Source organism: Marinibacterium profundimaris, assembly GCF_002210095.1.
Taxonomy (GTDB): domain Bacteria; phylum Pseudomonadota; class Alphaproteobacteria; order Rhodobacterales; family Rhodobacteraceae; genus Marinibacterium; species Marinibacterium profundimaris.
On sequence record NZ_AQQR01000001.1, the window covers coordinates 711697 to 728870 of the forward strand.

The 17174-nt window shown below is 67.1% G+C and carries 14 protein-coding genes; 8 read left to right on the plus strand and 6 right to left on the minus strand.

Features of this window, described 5'->3' with window-relative positions; genetic code table 11:
- The first annotated feature begins 57 nt into the window (after nucleotides 1–57).
- The 6 genes from ATO3_RS03420 (at nucleotide 58) to ATO3_RS03445 (ending at nucleotide 7073) form a co-directional block, all read left to right on the plus strand.
- Nucleotides 58–1665 (plus strand): hydantoinase B/oxoprolinase family protein, encoded by a 1608-nt coding sequence (locus tag ATO3_RS03420; protein ID WP_088648713.1) that lies wholly within the window; start codon nucleotides 58–60, stop codon nucleotides 1663–1665.
- 4 nt (nucleotides 1666–1669) lie between these two features.
- Nucleotides 1670–3283: an ABC transporter substrate-binding protein gene (locus tag ATO3_RS03425; protein ID WP_158217896.1), complete on the plus strand. Its 1614-nt coding sequence runs from the start codon at nucleotides 1670–1672 to the stop codon at nucleotides 3281–3283.
- Between the two features lie 192 nt (nucleotides 3284–3475).
- Complete coding sequence (locus ATO3_RS03430) at nucleotides 3476–4510, plus strand: ABC transporter permease (RefSeq protein ID WP_088648377.1); 1035 nt, start codon at nucleotides 3476–3478, stop codon at nucleotides 4508–4510.
- Entirely contained in the window at nucleotides 4507–5355 is an 849-nt protein-coding gene (locus ATO3_RS03435; protein ID WP_088648378.1) for an ABC transporter permease, read from the plus strand. The genes ATO3_RS03430 and ATO3_RS03435 overlap by 4 nt, the downstream gene beginning before the upstream one ends.
- Nucleotides 5356–5358: 3 nt before the next feature.
- Nucleotides 5359–6246 (plus strand): ABC transporter ATP-binding protein, encoded by an 888-nt coding sequence (locus ATO3_RS03440; protein WP_088648379.1) that lies wholly within the window; start codon nucleotides 5359–5361, stop codon nucleotides 6244–6246.
- Nucleotides 6243–7073 (plus strand): ABC transporter ATP-binding protein, encoded by an 831-nt coding sequence (locus ATO3_RS03445; protein ID WP_088648380.1) that lies wholly within the window; start codon nucleotides 6243–6245, stop codon nucleotides 7071–7073. The genes ATO3_RS03440 and ATO3_RS03445 overlap by 4 nt, the downstream gene beginning before the upstream one ends.
- A 38-nt stretch (nucleotides 7074–7111) precedes the next feature.
- Here the strand turns inward: ATO3_RS03445 and ATO3_RS03450 are convergent, their stop codons facing one another.
- Genes ATO3_RS03450 through ATO3_RS03465 form a run of 4 tightly spaced genes read right to left on the minus strand, consistent with a single transcriptional unit; the run spans nucleotide 7112 to nucleotide 12372 of the window.
- Nucleotides 7112–8827, minus strand: a complete 1716-nt coding sequence (locus tag ATO3_RS03450; RefSeq protein ID WP_088648381.1) for a dipeptide ABC transporter ATP-binding protein — start codon at nucleotides 8825–8827, stop codon at nucleotides 7112–7114.
- Complete coding sequence (locus ATO3_RS03455) at nucleotides 8824–9771, minus strand: ABC transporter permease (RefSeq protein ID WP_088648382.1); 948 nt, start codon at nucleotides 9769–9771, stop codon at nucleotides 8824–8826. Before ATO3_RS03455 ends, ATO3_RS03450 begins: the two co-directional genes overlap by 4 nt.
- 1 nt (nucleotide 9772) lies before the next feature.
- Nucleotides 9773–10741, minus strand: a complete 969-nt coding sequence (locus tag ATO3_RS03460) for an ABC transporter permease (protein WP_088648383.1) — start codon at nucleotides 10739–10741, stop codon at nucleotides 9773–9775.
- 59 nt (nucleotides 10742–10800) lie between these two features.
- Nucleotides 10801–12372, minus strand: a complete 1572-nt coding sequence (locus ATO3_RS03465; protein ID WP_088648384.1) for an ABC transporter substrate-binding protein — start codon at nucleotides 12370–12372, stop codon at nucleotides 10801–10803.
- Nucleotides 12373–12753: 381 nt separating this feature from the next.
- Here ATO3_RS03465 and ATO3_RS03470 point away from each other — a divergent pair, with 381 nt between their 5' ends.
- Together ATO3_RS03470 and ATO3_RS03475 are read left to right on the plus strand one after the other, a co-directional pair.
- The gene (locus tag ATO3_RS03470; RefSeq protein WP_233152013.1) at nucleotides 12754–13941 is read left to right on the plus strand and encodes a S8 family serine peptidase; all 1188 of its coding nucleotides are present in this window, start codon (nucleotides 12754–12756) and stop codon (nucleotides 13939–13941) included.
- A gap of 125 nt (nucleotides 13942–14066) precedes the next feature.
- The gene (locus ATO3_RS03475) at nucleotides 14067–14657 is read left to right on the plus strand and encodes a hypothetical protein (RefSeq protein WP_088648385.1); all 591 of its coding nucleotides are present in this window, start codon (nucleotides 14067–14069) and stop codon (nucleotides 14655–14657) included.
- Nucleotides 14658–14715: 58 nt separating this feature from the next.
- Here ATO3_RS03475 and ATO3_RS03480 read toward each other — a convergent pair whose 3' ends face one another.
- Together ATO3_RS03480 and ATO3_RS28965 are read right to left on the minus strand one after the other, a co-directional pair.
- Nucleotides 14716–15252, minus strand: a complete 537-nt coding sequence (locus tag ATO3_RS03480) for an RNA polymerase sigma factor (RefSeq protein WP_143747212.1) — start codon at nucleotides 15250–15252, stop codon at nucleotides 14716–14718.
- 169 nt (nucleotides 15253–15421) lie between these two features.
- Nucleotides 15422–17089, minus strand: a complete 1668-nt coding sequence (locus tag ATO3_RS28965; protein WP_088648387.1) for a calcium-binding protein — start codon at nucleotides 17087–17089, stop codon at nucleotides 15422–15424.
- Between the last annotated feature and the right edge of the window lie 85 nt (nucleotides 17090–17174).

A 17174-nucleotide genomic window follows, 5' to 3' on the forward strand; every position in this document is an offset into this window, starting at 1 on the left:
CCACGCCTGGTCCGGCCGCGGCGCCCGCCGCGCCCTGGCCGGAACGGAGGCCTGACCATGACAGACGATCCCTTTACCCGCGCGGTCATCCAGGCCGGCCTGACGGCGGCGGCGGACGAGATGTTCGCCGTGCTGAAGAAGACCGCGATGAGCCCGATCATCTACGAGGTGCTCGACGTCGGCACCGGCATCACGGATGCGGACGGAGAGATCGTGTCCTCGGGCGCGGGCATCCCGGGCTTCGTCGGTGTGCTCGACAAGGCGGTCAAGCGGATCGTGGCGCTGCACGGGGACACTGTGAGAGACGGCGATGTCTTCGTCACCAACGATCCCTACTGGGGCGGCGTGACCCATCTGAACGACGTGGTCGTGGCACAGCCGGTCTTTGTCCGGGGCGAGCTTCTGGCCTGGACGGCGTCGATCGCGCATTGGAACGACGTGGGCGGGATGACGCCCGGATCGATGCCGGCGGACGCGGTCGAGATCTTTCAGGAAGGGCTGCGCCTGCCCTGCATCCGGCTGTTCGATGCGGGCCGCAAGATCGACGCGGTCTTCGACATCATCGCCGCCAATTCCCGGCTGCCGGATTTCTGCATGGGCGATCTCTGGGCGCAGATCTCGGCCGGGCGACGGGCGGCGAAACCGATTGCCGAGATGGCCGCGACCCACGGCACCGACACCTTCCGCGCCGCCATCGCCGCCGCCTTCGCCGAGGGCGAGGCCCGGGCGCGGTCCGGGCTGGCCAGCCTGCCCAAGGGCCGCTTTCCGGTGGCGCAGGCGCAGGACGAGGGCGAGACCTGGCACGCGGTCATCGAGATCACCGACGACGCCTTCGTCATCGACCTGCGCGATGCGCCCGCGCAGAAGCCGGGGCCGTTCAACACCTCGCGCGATGGGGCGCTGATCGCCTGCCAGCTGATCTTCAAGGTGCTGACGGATCCCGAGCTTTATGCCAACGCCGGGTCCTTCCGACCGCTGCAGGTGATCACCCGGCCGGGCACGATCTTCGAGGCCACCTCCCCCGCCCCGCATGGATATTACTCGGAAACCCGCATCCGTCTGGCGGACATGCTGTGGCACACCATGGCCGAAGTCATGCCCGAGCGGCTGCCCGCCGGTCATTTCGCCTCGATCTGCGGGACGGTGATCGCGGGTGTGCATCCCGACACCGGGCGGCGCTACACGATGGTGGAGCCGCAGATGGGCGGCTGGGGCGCCACCGCGACGCGCGACGGGCTCGACGCGATGTATTCGACCAACCACGGCGACACGTTCAACTGCCCCGTCGAAATCTGCGAGGCCCGCTATGGCATCGACGTCGGCTGGCGACGCCTGTCCGACAGCGACGCGGGCCAAGGTCTGCACAGGGGCGGGCGCGGCATGTCGACCTGCTATCGCCCGCGCGGACCGGCAACGCTGTCGGCCGGCTACAGCCACGTCCGCGTGCCCGTCTGGGGCGCCAACGGCGGCGCGGACGGCGGGCTGAACCGGATCTCGGTGCACCGTCCCGGCGGCGCCACGCAGGACTTCTCCTTCGCGTCGGGTGTCACGCTGGACGCGGGCGACGCATTGCTGATCGAAACGGCGAATGGCGGAGGATGGGGCAGCCCTGCCCCCAATGAAAAAGAGCCAGACCAACCACTTACAGACCAACAGAGGACTTGAACAGATGAAGACCATGACGAGGCTGGGCCTCCTTGCCTGCTCCACCGCGATGCTCCTCGCGGCCCCGCTTGCCGCCCCTCTCCTTGCCCAGGAGAGGCCCCTGCGCCTGGACGAGGCCGCCGTGGGCGAGATCGACCCCGCCAAGGGCGCGGATTATGCCGATACCGTGCTGGGCGTGAACCTTTACGAGGCGCTGGTCTACCCGAAACAGGGGGCCGCCGGTGTGCAGCCGTGGCTGGCCAGCGACTGGACGATCGACGGGCTGACCTACACCTTCACGATCCGCGACGGCGCCACCTTCGCCTCGGGCAATCGGGTGACGGCCGATGACGTGATCTATTCCTTCAACCGCCTGATGGCGCTTGGCCAGGGGCCGTCGTCGCTTTTCGAAGGCCGGGTCGACAGCATCGAGGCGGTGGATGACAGCACCGTCGCCTTCACCCTGACCGAGGCCTTCGCGCCCTTCCTGGCCGCGCTCGTGCAGCTGTCTGTGGTCGACAGCAAACTGGCGATGGAAAACCAGGGCGAGGGCGAATTCGGCGAATTCGGGGATTATGCCTCGGCCTGGCTGTCGTCGGCCTCGGCCGGTTCGGGCGCCTACATGACCCAGGCGCATGACCCGCAGGTCGAAACCGTCATGGTGCCGAACCCGAATTACAACGGCGCGGCGATGGACCCGCTGGCCCCCGACGAGGTGACCTACCGCTATTCGCTGGAAGCCTCGACCGTGCGCGCGCTGATGGGACGGGGCGAGCATGACATCTCGTCGCTCTGGCTGCCGCCGGAAGTGCTGAAGGCGATGGCCGCCGATGGCACCGTGCACCTGGCCGCCGAGCCGGGCGGGACGGGCGAGTACATCATGCTCAACACCCAACGCCCGCCGCTCGACGACGTGCATTGCCGGCTGGCGCTGACCTCTGCCTACGACTACGCCACCACGCTGCAGCTGCTGGCGGTCACCGACGACATGGCGCAGGGCATCCCGATGAACGGGGCGCTGCCGAAGGGCTTGTATGGCGCCGATCTGGACCGCCCGATGCCCAGCCAGGACATGGAGAAGGCCAGGGAAGAGCTGGCGGCCTGCCAGTACGATCCGAAGGACTACCCGCTGGATATCGCCTGGATCGCCGAGGTGCCGGCGCGCGAGCGCCTTGCGCTGCTGATGCAGGCGACATTCACCCAGCTGGGCATGGACGTGAAGGTGACCCGAACCCCCTGGGCGCTGATCACCCAGCAGGTGACAGAGCCGGACACCGCGCCGCATGCGATCGAGATCGCCGTTTCGGCCCGCACCCCGGATCCGGATTCGCTGGTCTACAACATGTACAGCTCGACCGTGCCGCACACCTGGATGTCGGCCTCCTACCTCGCAGATGACGAGGTCGACGGCTATCTCGAAGCGGGCCGGACCGAGACCGATCCGGAGACCCGGGCGCAGATCTACCGCGACCTGAACGCGCGCCTGCGCGATCTGGCCCCGGCGATCTACGCCTACGAGTTCACCGGCGTCTACGGCATCCGCAACGGCATCGAGGTCCCGAACCTGGAGGAAGAGGGCAAACTCTATCCGACTTCCGGTTTCTCGATGCTGTTCAAGGACATCCGCGTCACCGACTGACTTTGATACCGGCCCCGGGCCTGATCCCGGGGCCCCCGATTACCAGGAGAACGACATGCAAGATCCGCGGCTTGCCCCGGTTGCGACACATGCCCCTGCGGCCCACGGGGGCGGCTCTGCCGCCCCGACAAGCGGGCTCGCTGCGACGGTCTGCGGCAGGGACACTGCCGCCGGAAGGGAGCTCTGACACCCATGTCCCCCGTTCTCCGCCTGCTTCTGCAACGGCTCGCCATATCGGTCCTGGTGCTGATCGGCGTGTCGATCCTGATCTTCTTCATCGCCCGAATCGTGCCGGGCGACCCCGCCCGCATCGCGCTTGGCCCCAATGCCAGCCAGGCGCAGATCGACGCCCTGCGCGAGGCGCGGCACCTCAATGACCCGATCGTCGTGCAATACGGCTGGTTCATCCGCGACCTGCTGCACGGCGATCTCGGCACCTCGCTTTACACCAAGCGGCCCGTGGCGCAGGACGTCGCCACCTATTTCCCCGCCACGCTCGAGCTGGTGCTTTACGCCGGCGCGATGATGATCCTGCTGGGCCTGCCGCTCGGCCGGCTTGCCGCCCGGTTTCAGAGGCGTTGGCCCGATCACGTCGCCCGCCTGCTGTCGGTCATCGCGGTCTGCACGCCGGCCTTCGTCTGGGGTGTGATCCTGCAGCTGACCTTCGCCTATATCTGGCCGATCTTCCCGCTGGAGGGCCGGCTGTCGAACGGCATCGACGCCCCGCCCCTGATCACCGGCTTCTACACGATCGACGCGCTGCTGAACGGACAGATCTCGACCTTCTTCAACGCGGTCTATCACCTGATCCTGCCGGCCACGGCGCTGGCGCTTTCGGGCATCGGGCAGACCGCGCGGCTGACGCGCTCGTCGATGATCGAGACCTACCGCCGCCCCTTCATCGGCATGTCGCGCGCCTACGGGTTCCGCGAGGATCGCATCTCGCGCCGGTTCGCCTTCTGGCCCTCGCTGATCCCGACGCTGACGATCCTCGGGCTCGACTTCGCCACCATGCTGGCGAACGCCTTCCTTGTCGAACGCGTCTTCGTCTGGCCGGGCCTGTCGCGCTATGGCGTCGAGGTGATCATGCGCAAGGATCTCGATGCCATCGTCGGCGTGGTCCTCGTCATCGCGGCGATGTTCCTGATCACCAACCTGGTCGTGGATCTCATCGTCTCCATCATCAATCCGCGCATCCGCCTGGCCGAAAGAAAGGCGAAAGCATGAGTGCGAAATCCTCCTCCGTCGCCTGGACCGAATTCCGGTCCAACCCGATCTCGATCCTCGGCCTGATCCTCGTGGTGTTCTGCATCGCGCTGGCGCTGTTTGCCGATGTCATCACCCCCTACCCCGAGCATGTCGGCCCGATCGGCGATTTCACCGCGATCAACCAGGCGCCCTCGGCGGCGCATTGGTTCGGCACCGACACGATCGGGCGCGACCTGCTGACCCGGATCATCTACGGCTTCCGCCTGTCGCTGCTGATGGCGGTGCTGGTCCTGTCGATCTCGATGCCCGTGGGCGTGATCCTGGGCCTTCTCGCCGGCTATCTCGGCGGCTGGGTCGAATTCGTGCTGATGCGGCTGACCGACATCTTCCTGGCGATCCCGCCGCTGGTGCTGGCCATGGCGATCATGGGCTTTCTGCCCGCCACGCTGACCAACGCCATGCTGGCCGTCACCGTCATGTGGTGGCCCTGGTACACGCGGCTGGTCTACAACGTCGTCCGCTCCGAGGCGCGTGAAGGCTACGTGCTGGCGGCCGAGGTGATCGGCGCGTCCTCCCCGCACGTGATGTTCCGCGAGATCCTGCCGAACTGTGCGCCCGCCGTGCTGACCAAGCTGACGCTGGATATCGGCTTTGTCGTGCTGATGGTGTCGTCGCTGTCGTTCCTCGGGCTGGGGGTGCAACCGCCCACGCCGGACCTCGGGTCGATGGTGGCCGATGGGGCCAAGTACATGCCCGACGCCTGGTGGCTGTCGATCTTCCCCGCGCTCGCCATTATGGTGCTTGTCCTCGGCTTCAACCTGCTGGGCGACGGGCTGCGCGAAGCCTTTGACGCGGAGGTGTAAGCGATGACATCCGTTCTGAAAATCCGCGACCTGACGCTGGGCTTCCGCAAGGGGCGCCAGACCGCGCAGGTCCTCCACGGCATCTCGATGCACGTCAACGCCGGCGAAAAGGTCGCGCTGGTGGGCGAAAGCGGCTCGGGCAAATCCGTCACCGCGCAGCTGGCCCTGGGCCGACTACAGCAGGAACGTGGCACGCTGACCTCCGGTGAAATCGAGGTTGTGGGCCATGACCTGATCCGCCACCCCGAGGCCATGGCCCCCGAGCGTGGCCACCGCGTGACGATGATCTTCCAGGATCCGACCTCGGCCCTGAACCCGGTGTTCCGCATCGGCGAGATCTTTACCGAGGTGCTGCGATCCGGCGGGCGCAAGGTCACCGCGGCCGAGGCCCGCGACCGCGCGCTCAAGGCGCTGGCCGAGGTGCATATCCCCGATCCCGCCCGCGCGCTGGACAGCTATCCGTTCCAGCTGTCGGGCGGCATGAACCAGCGGGTCATGATCGCCATGGCGCTGGCCAATGAGCCCGAGCTGCTGCTGGCGGATGAGCCGGGCACCGCGCTCGACGTGACGGTGCAGGCGCAGACCCTGCGGCTGATGGACGATCTGGTGACGGAAAAGGGCACCTCCGTGCTCTTCATCTCGCACAACCTCTCTGTCGTGCGCGAATTCGCCGACCGGGTCTATGTGATCTACCGGGGCAATATCGTCGAACACGGGCGCACCGACCAGCTGTTTGCCAATCCGCGCCATCCCTACACGCGCGCGCTGCTGTCTGCCGCGCCCAAGCTGATCGGCGGCGGGCTGCCTGATCTTCCCGAACATTCCGACGCCTTCCGCGATCCGCTGATCGTGCATCCGGGCTGCGGCGAACCGCATGAGGTAAGCGCATGAGCGACGTCCTTCTTCGCACCACGCGGCTGAGCAAGATCTTCCAGACCGGCGATCACCAGGTGAAGGCGCTGGACGACGTGGATTTCGACGTTCGGCGCGGCGAATGCCACGCGGTCGTCGGCGAAAGCGGCTCGGGCAAGTCGACGCTGGCCAACATCATCCTCGGCATTCACCATTCGACCTATGGCGAGCTGCATTTCGACGGCAAGCCGCTGCACCAGGACCGCCCGCGTGCGATGAAGCGGCGGATCCAGCTGGTGCAGCAGAACCCGCTGTCGTCGCTGAACGGGCGGCGGCGGATCGGCAAGTCGATCCGGCTGCCGATGGATGTGCACGGGCTGGGCGCGGCGGCAGAGCGCACCCGCAAGGTCGAGGAGCTGCTGGTCGAGGTGGGGCTGGAGCCCGAAATGGCCCGCCGCACGCCCGCCTCGCTGTCCGGCGGGCAGCGGCAGCGTGTGGCCATCGCACGCGCGCTGGCGGCCGAGCCGGACCTGATCGTGCTGGACGAACCGACATCCGCGCTCGACGTTCTGGTGCAGGCCCGGGTGCTGAAGCTTTTGGACAGGCTGCGGCGCGACCGGGGGCTGACCTATGTCTTCATCACCCATGACCTGGCCGTGGTCCGCGCGCTGGCTGACCGGATCAGCGTCTTTGCCGAGGGCAAGCGGGTCGAGACCGGCACGGCGGACGAGATCTTCAGCGCGCCTCAGGCCGAATTCACCCGCCAGCTGATCGGCGCGGTCCCGGTGGCCAGCGCCGAAGAGGAAAAGATGCGCGACAGGATCAGAAATTCGGGCCGCCTGACGGACGGCGCGCCGGTGGGCTGAGGGCCGGCTGGCCCCGCCCCGACAGGCCGGGTCCCGGCTCAGGCCGGGACCGCCGTCAGCATCTCCATCCGGGGCATCAGGTCCAGCAGGTGGCGCGAATAGGGATGCTGCGGGGCGGCGAAAAGCTGATCGACCTCCGCCACCTCGCAGATCGCGCCATGGCGCATCACCGCGATCCGGTCGGCCATCTGGCGGATCACCGGCAGGTCGTGGGTGATGAACAGCATGGTCAGGCCCAGCTCTTCCTGCAGGTCCTTCAGCAGGTTCAGGATCGTCGCCTGAACCGACACATCCAGCGCCGAGGTCGGCTCGTCGCAGATCAGGATCTCGGGCCGTGAGGCCAGCGCCCGGGCGATCGAGATCCGCTGCCGCTGCCCGCCGGAAAACTCGTGCGGATAGCGCTCGGCGGCCTTCGCCCCCAGCCCGACGTGATCCAGCAGGTCGCCCACGATCCTGCGCGTCTCGGCTTCGGATCCGGTGGTGCGGTAGAAGCGGATCGGCTCGGCCACGATATCGCGCACCGACATCCGCGCGTTGAGCGAGGAATAGGGATCCTGGAAGATCATCTGCACCATGCGCCGGGCGCGCTTTGCCTCGGGCGTATTGGGCTTCGATGTCACATCCTGCCCCGCGACCCGGATCGTCCCCGCATCGGCGGTGTAAAGCCCCGCGATCAGCCGCGCGACCGTGGACTTGCCCGAGCCGCTTTCGCCCACCAGCCCCAGCACCTCGCCGCGTTTGACCGTGAGGCTCACGTCATCCACCGCATGCACCATCTTGCGGTTCCGCTTCAGCAGCGCGCCCTGCAGGGTGAAGGACAGGTTCAGCCCGTCGATCTCGATCATCGCGTCGTCGGACGGATCGGCGCGGCGCCCCTGCCCCAGCCAGTGATGGCGGATGTCGATCCGCGTGGCCTCCGACGCGCCGCCCTCAATGTAATCGACCGAGGTGAAGCGATCCAGACGGATGTCAGCGCGTGGCACGGCGGCGATCAGGCTCTTGGTATACTCGTGCCGAGGCGCGCCCAGCACCTGGGCGACCTGCCCGGTCTCCACCACCTCGCCGCGGAACATCACCGCCACGCGGTCGGCGATATTGGCAATGACGCCGATGTCATGGGTAACGATGATGACGCCCAGGTCCCGCTCGCGGCAGAGCTTTTTCAGCAGGTCGAGGATCTGCGCCTGGATCGAGACGTCAAGCGCGGTGGTCGGCTCGTCCGCGATCACAAGGTCCGGATCGCCGGCCAGTGCCAGGGCGATCACCACGCGCTGGCGCATGCCGCCGGAGAACTGATGCGGATAGGATTTCAGACGCGCCCGCGCCTCGGTGATGCCCACCGCCTCAAGCAGGCTGATGGCATGGTCCACGGCCGCCGCCCCCTTGTGGTCGGTCGCCTTCTGGATCGTCTCGACAAGCTGTGCGCCGACGGTCAGCAGCGGGTTCAGCGAGGTCTGGGGATCCTGGAAGATCATCCCGATCTTCGCACCGCGCACCTTGCGCATCTCCTCCTTGTCCAGCTGACGCAGGTCGCGCCCCTCGAACAGGATCTCGCCCCCCGCCACGCGGCCGGGGCGTTCCAGCAGGTCGATGATGGCATTGCCGATGGTCGACTTGCCCGCGCCGCTTTCGCCCACCAGCCCCAGCACCTCGCCGGGCGCCACGCTCAGCGAGACATGCCGCGCCGCCAGAACGGTGCCGCGGCGGGTGGGAAATTCGACGTCGAGGTCGGTGATCTTCAGAAGGTCGGTCATCGCAGCTTCGGGTTGAGGGCGTCGCGCATCCAGTCGCCCAGAAGGTTGACGGAGAAGACCAGCACGACAAGCGTCAGCGCCGGGAAGAAGGTGATCCACCACAGGCCCGAGAAGAGATATTCGTTGCCCACCCGGATCAGCGTGCCCAGCGACGGCGTGGTCGGCGGAATGCCCTGACCCAGAAAGCTCAGCGTGGCCTCGGCGATGATGGCAAGCGCAAGGCCGATGGTGGCGATCACGAGAACGGGGCGCAGCGTGTTGGGGAAGATGTGGCGCAGCATGATCAGCCAGCCGGGCAAGCCGATGACGCGGGCGGCCTGGACATATTCCTTGTTGGCCTCCACCAGCGTGGCGCCGCGCGCGACCCGGGCGAATTGCGGCCAGTCGGTCAGGCCGATGGCGATGATCACCACGTAGATCGCGAAATCCTCGCGCAGCTCCAGCGGCAGGATCGCCCGGCCGATGCCGTTGATCAGAATCGCCAGCAGGATGCCCGGAATGGTCAGCTGCACATCCGCGATGCGCATGATGATCGCATCCGTGGCCCCGCCCACATAGCCCGAGATCACGCCAAGCCCGACGCCCAGCACCATGCCAAGGCAGACCGCGGCCAGCCCCACCATGATCGACAGCCGACCGCCATACAGGATGGTCGACAGCATGTCGCGGCCCTGGTTGTCGGTGCCCAGCCAGTATTGCGGCTGCCCGCCCTCGGCCCAGGCGGGGGGAAGCTTGCCATCCCAGAGCGAGATCTGCGCGGGATCGAACGGGTTGAAGGGCGCGATCAGGGGCGCGGCGAAACAGGCGAGGATGCACAGCAGCGTCACCGCCGCCGCGATCATCGCGCCCGGGGAATGGATGAAGGACCAGAAGATGTCGTTGTCGGTCATCCTCTGCCAGCGCGTGGGGCGCTCCGGCGGTCTGGTTTCGGATATGTCGGCCATGTCAGCCTCCCAGCCGGATGCGGGGATCGACGACGAAATAGAGGATGTCGACGATCAGGTTGATCAGGACGAAAAGCAGCGCGACGAAACACAGATAGGCGGCCATGATCGGCACATCGACGAAATCCACCGCCTGGATGAACATCAGCCCCGTGCCGGGCCATTGAAACACCGTCTCGGTGATCACCGAAAAGGCGATCAGCCCGCCGATGTTCAGCCCGATGACCGTGATCACCGGCACCAGCGTGTTGCGCAACGCATGGACGAAGTGGATGGATCGATCCGACAGGCCGCGCGCGCGGGCAAACTTGACGTAATCGGTGCGCATCACCTCCAGCATCTCGGCCCGGACCAGCCGCAGGATCAGCGTCAGCTGGAACAGCGAGAGCGTGATCGCCGGCAGGATGATCGACCGCCAGCCGTCCACCGTCAGCAAAGAGGTCGTCCACCAGCCCAGGTCCACCGTCCCGCTGCGCCCCGAGGAGGGCAGCAGGCGCAGCTGCACCGCAAAGAGGTAGATCAGCGAGATACCGATGATGAAGGTCGGCAGGCTGACCCCGATCAGCGAGATCGACAGGATCGCCCGTGACAGCACCGTGTTGCGCCGGATCCCCGTGTAGACCCCAAGCCCGATCCCGAAGACCAGGGCGATGACGGCCGAGACGAAGACCAGCTCGATCGTGGCAGGCAGGCGTTCGAGGATCAGTTGATCGACAGGCCGCCGGATCCGGTAGGAGAGCCCGAAATCACCGCGCACCGCGTTGCCCATGAAGCGGACGTATTGCGTCAGGATCGGATCGTTCAGGCCCAGCTTCTCGCGGATCTCGACCCGCTGTTCGCGGGTGGCATCCTGGCCGACCATGTTGCTGACCGGATCGCCCACGAAGTTGAAAAGCGAAAAGGAAATGGCCGAGACAACGGCCATGACCAGAAGCGACTGTCCCAGCCGCTTGAGAATGAAGAGAAACATGTAGTCCGCCCGCGCCTGCCTGGGTGCGGGACGGCGCCGGGGCCGTCCCGCGAAGGGCTTTACTTCTTGACGACGTAGCGCGGACGCAGACTGTCATCCGAGGCGATCGGGATCTCGAAATCGTCCGACATCGCCCAGGCGATCACCTGGTGGTGGATCGGCAGGTAAGGCTTTTCCTCCTGCACGATCTTCCAGGCCTCGTCGATCAGCGCGGTGCGCTTTTCAAGATCGGTCTCGGTGGTGATCAGCTGCGTGATCTCGTTGACGCGGGCGTTGTCATAGCCGCCGGCATTCCACGAGCCGTCCTTCTCCAGCAGGTAGGCAAAGACGTAATGGCTGTCGAGCGTCGGCACGCCCCAGCCCAGCATGTAGAAATCCGTGGTCCGGTTCTGGATCTTCGGGAAATGCTGCGCCTTCGGGATCGCGTCCAGCTTTACGTCGACGCCGATCTTGGCCAGCATCGCAACGGCGGCCTGGCAGATCTTCTCGTCGTTGTTGTAGCGGTTGTTCGGGCAATCCAGCTGCACCGAGAAGCCGTCGCCATACCCCGCCTCTTCCATCAGGGCCTGCGCCTTTTCCAGGTCAAAGCCGAACTGCTCGTCAAGCTCCGGCGTGTTGCCCAGAACGCCCGGCGGCGTGATCATCGCGGTCGGATAGGACAGCCCCTCCATCACCACGCGCTGGATCGCGTCCTTGTCGATGGCCAGGTTCATCGCCTCGCGCACCTTGGGATCCTGGAACGGGTTGCCCTCGACGCTGGCGGTCCGCAGATCGTCCGAGGCCACGTCGAAGCCGAAGAAGATCGACCGGATCTGCGCGGCGGTCTTCACCTCCAGCCCTTCGGTCGCCTTGATCCGTTCGAGATCCTGCAGCGGCGGGTCCAGCACAAAATCGACCTCGCCCGACAGCAGCGCCGCGACGCGGGTGGCGGCGTTCGAGATCGGGCGGTACTCGATCTTGTCGAGATTGCCGGGGAACTCGTCCTTGCCCCACCACTCGGGGTTGGCGGTCAGCACGGTCAGCTCTTCGGGCGCGCGGCTTTCGACGACGAAGGGCCCGGTGCCGTTGGCGTTGCGCACGGCGTGGGTTTCCTGGTCGGCGGCATAATCCTGCGGCTCGGCGACGTCATTGGCCTCGGACCAGTCCTTGTCCATGATCATGATGCCGGTCAGCTGGTTGGCAAGGATCGGGTTGGGCCCGTCGGTGATCAGCTTCACGGTGTAATCGTCGATGACCTCGACCGAGGCCACGGCCTTGGCCTGTTCCTTGAAGTCCGAGCTTTCGGCCATGGCGCGTTCGAACGAGAACACGACATCCTCTGCGGTGAAATCCGCGCCATCGTGGAATTTCACGCCCTCGCGCAGCTTGAAGGTCCAGCCGTCCGGCCCGGCCTCCCAGCTTTCGGCCAGCTCGGGTTCCAGCTCGAGATCCGGGTTTCTAGTGACCAGCGATTCGTAGATCAACGAATTCATCGAGTTGGTCGGGCCTTCGTTCTGCGAATGCGGATCAAGCGTCAGCGCGTCGCCCTGGCTGGTCCAGCGCAGCACGTTCTCGGCGCTTGCCGCCACCGGCAGAGCGGTGGCGATGGCCGATACGGTGAAGGCTGCGGCCAGGTCCCTGGTCAGCGTCATGGTGATCTCCCTGTTGTCTCTTTTCGGTTGTGCGCGGTGCTCCGCCCCGATGGATGGGCCCACGCTGGTCTTCAGGCTCCCCGGCTCGCGCTTTGCGATCAAACCTTTTCGGTACTTTCCGTCAGGTCTCGCTCAAATTTTACAACCCATGCGCGAAATTATTATGCAATGCAGTCTGAAAAGGAGGCATTCAGGCCCTTTCCGATCATACGAAGCCGGGAGTCGCCCATTACCTGGGCAGCGATCCGGAAGGGGGTAAGCTTTCTCCGGTTGCCGTGCTACCCCTTGGCGCGACGCGGCCCGGGGGCCGGGACAGGACGATTCCAGTACGGATTTGGCCCGGGACCGGCGCAGGGCCGCTTCGGATGAAAGGAGAGCAGGATGCGCGGATCGGCGGGGCCGGACGGGCCCGGAACGGGGAAGGGCCGCGCATGGGTCGCGGGGCTGCTGGCGGCGCTGGTTCTGACCGGCTGCGAGACCGTCGAGCTGAACCCACCCCCGGCCGACCAGATCCGCGCCGATGCCGGCATGGTCGTGGATGACCGCGAGATCGTGGCGCTGGTGGCCTCGGAGGCCGCCGCCGACCGGCTGGGCGCCGGGGCCGCAGCCGAGGGTTTCACCCCGCGCGAGGTCACGCGGCTGGGCGGCATCGGGCTCTGGATGCTGCGGTTCGAGATCCCGCAGCCGCTGGACGGGCCCGGCGCCATCGCCGCGCTGGAGACGATCGAGCCCGGTTCGACGGCGGGAGTCAACCACGCCTACCGCACGGCTGCGGTCAGTAGCACGGACCGGCTGGACTATGCTTCTGCCCTGATGAACTGGCCCGAGACCGCCTGCCCCGCCGCCGGCCCGATCGGCATGCTCGACACCGGCGTCGACTCGGCGCTGGCCCAGGCCACCGGGGCGCGGATCCTGGGCGAAAGCTTTGCCCGCGGCGCCCCGGCGCCGTCGCGGCACGGCACGGACGTGGCCGCCTTGCTGGTCGATCCGCGACGCCTGACGGGGGCCACGCTTTATGCGGCGGACGTCATCGGCACCTCGGCGCGGGGCCAGCAGGAGGCTGGCGTGGACAGCCTGCTCAAGGCGCTGGACTGGCTGGCGGCGCAGGATGTGCGGCTGGTGAACATCAGCCTCGCAGGGCCCTACAACAAGCTTTTGGACCGGGGCGTGGACAGGGCGGTGGCCGAGGGCATGACGCTGGTGGCCGCCGTGGGCAACGACGGGGCCGGCGCGGCGCCGCGCTACCCGGCGGCCCTGCCCAATGTCATTGCGGTCACGGCCGTGGATGCCGATCGCCGGATCTACCGGCGTGCGGTGCGCGGCCCGCATGTGGATGCTGCGGCGCCGGGCGTCGACATCTACGTCGACGAAGGCGGCGGGCATTTCGTCTCGGGCACCTCGATGGCCGTCCCCTTCGTCACCGCGCGCATTGCCGCCGATCCGGGGCTGTACACGGCGCCCACGGCCATGATCCGCCGGAGGTTGCAGGACAGCGCGCAGGACCTCGGCCCGCCGGGGCGCGACACGGTCTATGGCGCGGGTCTGGTGGTGGCCGGGCCGGGCTGCTGAGGCCGCGCGGCACCGCCATCCGCAAACTGGCCGGTTGAAATCTGAACCGATGGCACCTTTGATCCGACAAAGACTTGCAGCGCGATCGGGATGGGCGATCCGCCGCGGTGAAAGGAGGCCCGCTCATGGCCAGCATCAACGACAGACCCGATGACGACAGGCTGCTGGACTATGTCTCCGGCCGGCTTCCCGCGGCCGAGGCCGCGCAGATCGAAACCGCCGCCGGGGATCCCGACCTGGCCGCCGATATCGCGCTGATGCGCGGCATGCGGGCGGCGCTGCGCGACGGCACCGAGAGAGAGGCGCCGGGAGAGCTGGGCTGGAAGCGGCTGGAACGGGCGATGGATGCGGCCGGGCCACAGCGGGCGCCCCTGCCCCGCCGGACGCCGCTCTGGCAGGTGGCGGCGGTGACCGCCGTGGCCGCCGTGCTTGGCTGGCAGTTCGTGGCCCTGCCGATGCTGGGCGGCCCGCAGGCGGGCTATGGCACCGTCAGCGAGGCTCCGGCGGAGGCCCACAGCCTGACGCTGGCCTTCGCGCCGCAGGCGACCGAGGCCGAGATCCGCGCGCTTCTGGCCGAGGCCGGTGGCCGGATCACCGATGGGCCAAGCGCGCTTGGTCTCTGGCAGGTCAGCTTCGACGACGCCGGGGCGCGCGACGCGGCCCTGGCCGCCTTCGGCGCGGTGCCCGGCATCGTGGAGCACGTGCAGGCAAACTGACCCCGCCCGCTTGCCGGGCCCTTGCAGGCCCGTCTGGCAGCTTACACCGCCGCCCGGATCACTTCGTGCCGGACGTTGCGCGTGTCAGGCAATGCATCAGAAGCTTCTTGGCATGGTGGATCCGCGTCTTGATCGTGCCCACCGGCACGCCTTCGACCTCGGCCGCCTCCGGGTATGACATATCGTCAAAAAATGTCAGTCTGATCGCGCTCAGCTGCACCTTGGGCAGCTTGTCCAGGCAATGGCGCACCCGGGCCGCGTCGCTGGCGGCCTCCAGCACCGCCTGGGCCGAGGGGCCGTCATCGGCCACCGTGTCGTCCGGACTGTCGCGCAGGGTGACCCGCGCGGATTTCCGCACCCTGTCCACCGCCTTGTTCCGCGCGATCCCGTACAGCCATGTCTTGGCCGAGGACTGCCCCCGGAACCGCTCCGCCGCCTTCCAGACCTCCAGGAACGCCTCCTGCATGACATCGGCGGCCTCGAAGGCATCGCCAAGCCGGCCCCGGATGAAGTGGAACAGCCCGGCCTGATGCCGCTCGTAGAACGCCTTCATGGCGGTGCGGTCCCCCTGCCCGATGCGTCTTATCAATTCCACGTCCTGCACCGGGTCCTCCCGTTATTGGTGCGGCCACCGTTGCGCCCTGCATAGGCCGGAACCTGGCCGCGCGACAAGAACGTCCCCGTCGGACGGATGCCGACGGGGATCGTTCGGCCCCGGGTGCCGTGGATTGTCCCGGGACCGCCCGACCGTTGTGCATGTCCGGTCAGAGCAGGAAGTCTCCTGCCCCGAAATCGGCCAGCGTCTGGTCCGCGAAGGTCAGGGTCTCGTCGCCGATGGTCAGGACCACGTCCGCGCCCACCTGCGCCAGGCTCTGGCCCAGGTCGACGCCCTGGGCCAGCCCGCCGCCAAGCTTGACCTTGTCGGTGCCATGTTCGAAGTCCGCGATCAGGTCGTCGCCGCCGTTGAAGACGAAGACATCCGCGCCGGCGCCGCCGATCAGCACGTCGTCGTCGCTGCCGCCGTTCAGGCGATCGTCGCCGTCGCCACCGATCAGCGTGTCGTTCCCGTCGCCGCCGTCAAGCTTCAGCTTGATCAGCCCGACCAGGCCGGTGCCGCCGCGGATGAAGTCGTTGCCGCCGCCGCCGTTGACCTCCAGCACCTCGGTCGACCCGATATCCAGCGTGAACTCGCCGAAGTTGGTCCGGGCGAAATCGACCCGGCCGTCCTCGCCCGCGCGGATGCGGAACGCGTCGCCGGAACTGTCGGACCCGTTGACCTCGGCGGTGTCGTAACCGGCGCCGCCGTCCATGATGTCCGACCCGTCGCCGTTGTTCCAGATCATCCGGTCGTTGCCGCCGTTGCCCCGCATGACGTCGTTGCCACGGTCACCCACCAGCACGTCGTCACCGGCGCCGCCGCTCAGCGTGTCATCGTCGTCGCCGCCGCGGATGTAATCGTCGCCGTCGCCGCCGCTGATCCTGTCTTCACCGGCCCCGCCGTCGAGCTTCAGCTTGATCAGGCCGGCAAGACCGGTCTTGCCCTGGATCACGTCATCACCGCCGCCGCCGTTGACCTCCAGCACCTCGGTCGAACCGATGTCGAGAGAGAAGTTGCCGAAATTGGTCCGGGCGAAATCGACCCGGCCAGTGTCGCCGGCGCGGATCCGGAAGGTGTCGCCCAGGCTGTCGGACCCGTTGACCTCGGCGGTGTCGTGACCGGCGCCGCCCTCCATCAGGTCCGATCCGTCGCCGTTGTTCCAGATCATCCGGTCGTTGCCGCCATTGCCCTTCATGACGTCGTTGCCCCGATCACCGATCAGCACATCGTCCCCGGCAGCGCCCTTCAGAATGTCGTTGTCGTCCCCGCCACGGATGTAATCGTCGCCGTCGCCGCCGCTGATCGCATCTTCGCCGGCCCCGCCGTCGAGCTTCAGCTTGATCAGATCCGCAAGACCGGCCTTGCCTTTGATCACGTCATCGCCACCGCCGCCGTTGACCTCCAGCACTTCGGTCGAACCAATGTCGAGGGCGAAGTTGCCGAAGTTGACGCGGGCCAATTCGACCCGGCGATTGCTCTCGGCGCCGATGCGGAACACGTCGCCAAAGCTGTCCGACCCGTTGACCTCGGCGGTGTCGTAATCGGCGCCGCCTTCCATCAGGTCCGAGCCGTCGCCGTTGTTCCAGATCATCCGGTCGTTGCCGGCACCGCCGTCCATCTCGTCCGAACCGCGATCGCCGATCAGGGTGTCGTCGCCTTCTTCGCCAAAGAGCTGATCATCGCCGTCGCCGCCGTTGACCTTGTCGTCGCCGTCCCCGGCGCGCACCACGTCATCGCCTTCCAGCGCGTCGATGATATCGGCATCGTCGGTGCCGTGGACCATGTCGTTGAGGCTGCCTTCGCCGCCCGGAACTGTAACGTTCTCAATCGCCATAAGAAATACTCCTGAGGTTCAAGAGCAATGCTCTCGCATCGCCATGTCTCTCAGTCGCGGCGCGGTTCAGGACGGTTCAAAGCTT